This is a genomic window from Bartonella sp. AP57NXGY (assembly GCF_042195805.1).
Classification (GTDB): Bacteria; Pseudomonadota; Alphaproteobacteria; order Rhizobiales; family Rhizobiaceae; genus Bartonella.
In genome coordinates, this window is record NZ_JBHIOZ010000038.1 from 1 (window position 1) to 2,312 (window position 2,312).

The 2,312-nt window shown below is 36.2% G+C and carries 2 protein-coding genes; both read right to left on the bottom strand.

Annotated features, from left to right (window positions below):
- Positions 1-165: 165 nt before the first annotated feature.
- The gene (locus ACFIL8_RS05365; RefSeq protein ID WP_273790236.1) at positions 166-1,080 is read right to left on the bottom strand and encodes a DMT family transporter; all 915 of its coding nucleotides are present in this window, start codon (positions 1,078-1,080) and stop codon (positions 166-168) included.
- A 32-nt stretch (positions 1,081-1,112) separates the two neighbouring features.
- Positions 1,113-2,018, bottom strand: a complete 906-nt coding sequence (gene argB, locus ACFIL8_RS05370) for an acetylglutamate kinase (RefSeq protein ID WP_375612884.1) — start codon at positions 2,016-2,018, stop codon at positions 1,113-1,115.
- Positions 2,019-2,312 lie beyond the last annotated feature (294 nt).

Sequence of the window (2,312 nt, forward strand, 5' to 3'; positions counted from 1 at the left end):
AAATTAGACAAACAGATAGAAGTATACTATTTCTCCAATTTGGTATGCAAAAACTGGAATAATTTATAGAACTTCTTAATCATCTTAATATTAAAAAAGCTCCAAAAATGAAAACTCTACAAGCAAAAATCTCATGCAATAAAATCATAATAAAAAAATGTATAGCTAATCAATTTTTTTAATTGCTTTATTTTTTTTACGCCATTGTGAAGGTTGTAATTCAGCCACAATTATCCCAATCAGAATAAGCAAACCGCCCAATAAAGCTAAGGGAGATAAATGTTCGCCAGCCAAACGCCCAACAATACCAGCCCATACCGGTTCACCTGCGTAAATGAGTGTCGCACGCGTAGGGGAAATAGACTTTTGTGCCCAATTCATAGCTAATTGAATGATGGCACTCATTAATGCCAATCCTATACCAATATTAAACCACACCCACGAAAATTCAGGGATGCTTTCACCCATCAAAGGCATACAAGCAAATGAAAAAAAACCACTAAAAAACAACTGAATAATGGTTACACGCCGACTATCAACCTTGTTCGCAAAAATTCCGATGAGTATGACTTCTCCAGCAATCGCTAAAGCGCCTAACAAAGTTAAAATTTCGCCTTTTGAAAAATCAAAATTTCCCGGCTTTTGTCCTGAAATAAATACAAGCCCAATAAAAGCGAAAATAATACCAATCCAACAAGCTAAACGGGGAGGTTTTTTAAAAACAATCCATTGCAAGATTGGAACCATCGGTACATAAAGCGCTGTGATAAAAGCTGACTGACTACTAATAATTGTTTGAAGTCCAGCTGCTTGAAAAGCATAACCAAAAAACATGGCTAAACCTATCGCCATCCCAGCGAAAACTTCATAAACAGTTATACCTTTTATAGAGCGCCAAAAAATTACCCCACATATAAGAGATGCAACAATAAAACGAAATCCAACAAAAAACAGAGGACCACTATAGCGTACCGCAATGTGAATGACTAAAAATGTAACGCCCCACAATATTGTCGCAGTAAATATTGCCAATTCTGGCTTACTTAATAAAGGATATTTAAACTGTTTTAGATTCACCATGAAAAACTTTCTCTTCCAATTTTCCCCACAATTTATGAAACAATAAGCGTTCCAACTCCCTGTTCGGTAAACAGCTCTAGTAAAACAGAATGAGGAGTTTTACCATTTAAAATGACAACACCTTCCACGCCATTTTGAAGGGCTTTTATACAAGTCTCTACTTTTGGAATCATGCCTCCTGAAATTGTCCCATTTTTAATAAATTTCTCAGCTTCAGCAACTGTCAATTCTTTTAAAAGTTTACCCTGTTTATCCAAAACACCAGGAACATCAGTGAGAAATAAAAGGCGTTTAGCCTCTAATGCACCAGCAATAGCTCCAGCAAAAATATCAGCATTGATATTATAAGTTTTACCATCGCGTCCTGGAGCTACAGGAGCAAGAACTGGTATCATTTCAGAAGATGCTAAAAGATCTAGCAATGTGCGGTCAACTTCAACAGGCTCACCAACAAACCCCAAATCTAAAACACGTTCAATATGCGAATCAGGATCAATGACAGTTTTATAAGCCTTTTCGGCAAAAACCATATTGCCATCCTTGCCGCATAATCCTATTGCCCATTCACCCTCAGCATTGATGAGAGCAACAATTTCTTTATTTATGGAACCCGCTAAAACCATTTCAACCACTTCAACGATCCGCTCATCGGTTACCCGTAGTCCGTTTTCAAATCGTGATTCAATCCCCATTTTCATTAAAATTTCAGCAATTTGAGGACCACCACCATGAACAACAACAGGATTAATCCCCGATTGCTTTAATAGAGCAATATCACGCGCAAATGCTCGCCCCAAAGCAGGATCACCCATAGCATGGCCGCCATATTTTACCACGACCGTTTCATTTTCATATTTTTGCATATAAGGTAAAGCAGACGATAAAAATGCTGCTTGTTTTTCCAAAACATCTACATCACCGTTTTTAGCATCATCCATCAATAGAGCCTCCTCATCACTTTTTACCATCTCTTAATGAAATTTAGGAAAAGTGAAAACAATAAAACCAAACTTTACTCTATCCACCCCCTCCCCTGAAAACCGTCAATTTTCCTCTAAATTACGAAAAAGGAATAGCAAAATGAAATACAAAAAACTTCCTTTAAAAATTGACAGCGAAAAATTAAACAAAATAGACGTAAAAAAATGTCATTATTTTATGATCTTATATATAAAATTGAAAAGCAAAATTTTGAAGCTAAGCCGTACATTCAACTCATTAGTTTATCCCTA

Excerpts from the sequence above, each read along its gene's own strand:
- argB (WP_375612884.1), bottom strand. The coding sequence starts at position 2,018 with ATGGATGATGCTAAAAACGGTGATGTAGATGTTTTGGAAAAACAAGCA.
- ACFIL8_RS05365 (WP_273790236.1), bottom strand. The coding sequence starts at position 1,080 with ATGGTGAATCTAAAACAGTTTAAATATCCTTTATTAAGTAAGCCAGAA.